Consider the following 2,726-nt stretch of genomic DNA (forward strand, 5'->3'; position numbering starts at 1 on the left):
TTGGGATTGGAGTTGAGATGCGATCGCTTCTATCTGCGATTCTAGCCGTGATTGGGATTGAGATGCGATCGCTTCATTCTGGGATTGGAGTTGAGATGCGATCGCTTCTATCTGAGATTCTAGCCGTGATTGAGTAGTGGTAAAACCGTCAATTTTCCGGGTGGTCTCATCTAACTGAGATTGCAGGTGAGAGACCATCAACTGTGCGGACTCTACCTGAGACTGAGACAATTGCCAAACCCGCTTGGCGGCGGCAATGCGTTTTTTCTCCTTCTCCAAAAACCCGGAGGGTATCCCACCAATCACAGGGGGATAGGGTGTCAGGTCATAACCACACACCGAACAGGTTTCCACCTCATTTGGTGTATATTCCGTTTCACAAACGGGACATTTCGCCATGATTCTCAACCCCGATAAGACGTAGAAACCGTGGAATGGTGACACTCATTACAAGTATAGCTATAGTGGGTGGCATTATTCGATCTATTATAACTCGCGAATGCCACTCGCTGTCAATACTTCATCGACGGTTAATTCCAACTCTGGGAAAGTGGGGGAAAAAATGCGATCGCTCCCGGAAAACAAACTGCCTTTAAATCTCTTAGTGGTTGATGCGAAAAAAGCGGAGGTTAAACAATGGATACCATAACTCACGATCGCGAAATTGTCAAACAAGTTATCTGTGAATATGCACAACTGCGTCCATCTCATGGCGAGATTCGATTGGATACGGTATTTGATGATAAACAAGAACATTATGCACTGATGCAAGTGGGTTGGGATCGAGGTAGACGAGTCCGAGTAAATCTCATCTATATTGTTTTGCGTGAAGGAAAAGTTGTGATTGAATATGATGGGATGGAAGCGGGAATTACTCAAGATTTGATTGAAAAAGGCATTCCTGAAAACCGCATTATTTTGGGGTTCTTGGAAGAATCTAATGCGGGGCGGGTATGATATGATTTTCTATATTATAACTCGCGAATGCCACTCGCTGTCAATACTTCATCGACGGTTAATTCCAACTCTGGGAAAGTGGGGGAAAAAATGCGATCGCTCCGGGAAAAGGAATGATAAAATTATGCGATCGCATAGCCGGTATGTTCCCGAACCTGGGGAGGATGAAAGGCGAGGACAATGCAATCTTTGGGAACACCAGCGGCAACGAGTTCCTCGGTGATGCCATCTTCTATGCCATCGTAATGAATCCAAATTTTGGCATCGCGAATCTCGGCATGAACGATGCAACCGTGAACCCGACGATTATTTTCCCAGCCTTCGTGTACCAGCATAAAATGGTTGCCGTCCCGACTGACAATCAGGTAAGTCTTTACATCACCATATCGATAGGGAATATCGGCATAATCTTGGATAATTTTTTCCAGTAAATTCCGCCAATCATCTATAGGTTTAATTGTGGTTGCCATTGCAGGATTTCCTCACTATTTGGGTCAAAAACAATCATCCGAAAATATGGTTCTTCTAAAAGCAGTTGTCCGGCTTCTTCTTGAAATAAAGTATCGAAGGTGTTCCGGCTAACCGCTAGATATAAACTGCGATCTGATTCTTTTTTTTGAAGTGCTCTGGCGTACAGAAAGAACTGTCCCCAGGCATTTTCCAGATCTTTGATTGGAGAAGGACTCAAAAAACTTTTAATTTCGACAGCGATTTTTTCATGATCTCGTTCGGCAGCAATTAGTTTTTCAGCCCCCAAATCGATAAACGTCGAGCGTTCCCCGATCTTTAGAATCAGGGGATCATCAGTGATTGTCCAACCATCTTTCATCAGAGCAATACAAACAGTATCATGATAAACATCTTTGGCGGGCATTAAATGCGTCCCATTTATATTAAATTTATGTCGGATAGCGACGGCGATCAATGTGATTTGGGTGAGCTATGATATGATTTTCTATATTATAACTCGCGAATGCCACTCGCTGTCAATACTTCATCGACGGTTAATTCCAACTCTGGGAAAGTGGGGGAAAAAATGCGATCGCTCCCGGAAAATGACCGCAGTTGATACTCGCCTTCAACCAACCGATAAACCAAAATCTGCGGCTGCTTGGGATTGCCTAAAAATGCACGAGATGCGATCGCTAAATAATCCACAATCCAATATTCTGCAATTCCCAACCGCTGATACTCCTCCCGCTTGTCAATATAATCATCCTCCCAGTTGGTGGAAACTACCTCCACGGCTAATTCAATGGGTTCGGTCAAGGCTCCATAAGTCCGCACGTTGCGATTCCAAACCTCAGCTTTCACTACCGCCACATCAGGATTTCGCCCCCTTTCTTCCCCCTCCTGGGTCACGGTTTTGACGATGATATCTTTATCGATAATATAGTCTAAATTCAGCCGTTCACTTTCCCGGTCAAAACGACGAACCAAAAACCGAGCGATATTTTTATGGGCGCGGGTTGGTTCCACTTTCACCAATTCTCCATTAACTAATTCATACCTCCCTGAACCGTCGGGATACTGTTCTAAAAAATCGGCAAATGTCAATTTTGGGGATGATGTTATTATCATATAATATTCCTCCTTCGTAGGGTGGGTTGAGTGCGTAACCCACCGCCAGCCAATTGAGAGCATAAACGGTGTTGACATTTCATTAACATTGTAATGGTCAACGGTGTTGACATTTCATTAACGCACCCTACTCCTAAAAAATCGGCAAATGTCAATTTTGGGGATGATGTTATTATCATATAATATTC

5 protein-coding genes and 1 pseudogene are annotated in these 2,726 nt (G+C 43.8%); 2 read left to right on the plus strand and 4 right to left on the minus strand.

Features of this window, described 5'->3' with window-relative positions; genetic code table 11:
- Positions 1–399, minus strand: a pseudogene (locus P5683_RS24030) (GUN4 domain-containing protein); the annotation flags it as partial.
- 100 nt (positions 400–499) lie between these two features.
- Here P5683_RS24030 and P5683_RS24035 point away from each other — a divergent pair.
- On the plus strand, positions 500–649 hold the full coding sequence (locus tag P5683_RS24035; RefSeq protein WP_315641138.1) for a hypothetical protein: 150 nt from the start codon (positions 500–502) through the stop codon (positions 647–649).
- A complete protein-coding gene (locus P5683_RS24040) occupies positions 637–957 on the plus strand; it encodes a XisI protein (RefSeq protein ID WP_006668188.1) in 321 nt (106 codons plus the stop codon). The genes P5683_RS24035 and P5683_RS24040 overlap by 13 nt, the downstream gene beginning before the upstream one ends.
- A 122-nt stretch (positions 958–1,079) precedes the next feature.
- Here the strand turns inward: P5683_RS24040 and P5683_RS24045 are convergent, their stop codons facing one another.
- The 3 genes from P5683_RS24045 to P5683_RS24055 all read right to left on the minus strand — a co-directional run bounded on the left by P5683_RS24045 (position 1,080) and on the right by P5683_RS24055 (position 2,538).
- Complete coding sequence (locus P5683_RS24045) at positions 1,080–1,427, minus strand: XisI protein (RefSeq protein ID WP_006668187.1); 348 nt, start codon at positions 1,425–1,427, stop codon at positions 1,080–1,082.
- Complete coding sequence (locus P5683_RS24050; RefSeq protein WP_006668186.1) at positions 1,403–1,831, minus strand: element excision factor XisH family protein; 429 nt, start codon at positions 1,829–1,831, stop codon at positions 1,403–1,405. The genes P5683_RS24045 and P5683_RS24050 overlap by 25 nt, the downstream gene beginning before the upstream one ends.
- Before the next feature lie 86 nt (positions 1,832–1,917).
- A complete protein-coding gene (locus tag P5683_RS24055) occupies positions 1,918–2,538 on the minus strand; it encodes a Uma2 family endonuclease (RefSeq protein ID WP_006624849.1) in 621 nt (206 codons plus the stop codon).
- Between the last annotated feature and the right edge of the window lie 188 nt (positions 2,539–2,726).

Source organism: Limnospira sp. PMC 1279.21, assembly GCF_032349615.1.
Lineage (GTDB): Bacteria > Cyanobacteriota > Cyanobacteriia > Cyanobacteriales > Microcoleaceae > Limnospira > Limnospira fusiformis.

What these genes read in the sequence shown, in the direction of transcription:
- P5683_RS24035 (WP_315641138.1), top strand. Translation starts at nt 500, where the DNA reads ATGCCACTCGCTGTCAATACTTCATCGACGGTTAATTCCAACTCTGGG.
- P5683_RS24040 (WP_006668188.1), top strand. Translation starts at nt 637, where the DNA reads ATGGATACCATAACTCACGATCGCGAAATTGTCAAACAAGTTATCTGT.
- P5683_RS24045 (WP_006668187.1), bottom strand. Translation starts at nt 1,427, where the DNA reads ATGGCAACCACAATTAAACCTATAGATGATTGGCGGAATTTACTGGAA.
- P5683_RS24050 (WP_006668186.1), bottom strand. Translation starts at nt 1,831, where the DNA reads ATGCCCGCCAAAGATGTTTATCATGATACTGTTTGTATTGCTCTGATG.
- P5683_RS24055 (WP_006624849.1), bottom strand. Translation starts at nt 2,538, where the DNA reads ATGATAATAACATCATCCCCAAAATTGACATTTGCCGATTTTTTAGAA.